General features: G+C 64.0%; 1 pseudogene. It reads left to right on the top strand.

The features are described from left to right. Window positions 1-342, top strand: a pseudogene (locus tag AC0L3P_RS40195) (group II intron reverse transcriptase/maturase); the annotation flags it as partial.

The following is a 342-nucleotide window of genomic DNA, read 5'->3' as shown; positions in this document are numbered from 1 at the left end:
CGGGCGTTTCGACGACAAAAGCGGCAGGCCAGCGCAGGGGTCGATGGGGTAACGGTGGCGAAGTACGAAGAGAGGCTTACGGATAACCTCCGCGAGCTCTGCGGACGGGCCCACACGGGTCGCTACCGGCCACAGCCGGTGCCACGAATGTACAGCCCCAAAGCCGATGGCGGTAAGCGGCCTCTCGGTGTGCCGGCGCTAGAGGACAAGATTGTCCAAAGCGCAGTAGCCGAGGTGTTGAGCGCCGTCTACGACGTCGACTTCCTCGGGTTCTCCTACGGCTTCCGGCCGGGGCGGAATCCTCATATGGCGCTTGACGCCTTGCACACGGCGATCATGAGC

The organism is Bradyrhizobium sp. WSM4874 (assembly GCF_055811835.1).
Note: the sequence above shows the minus strand (reverse complement) of the source record. Positions and strands in the feature narration are given on the sequence as shown.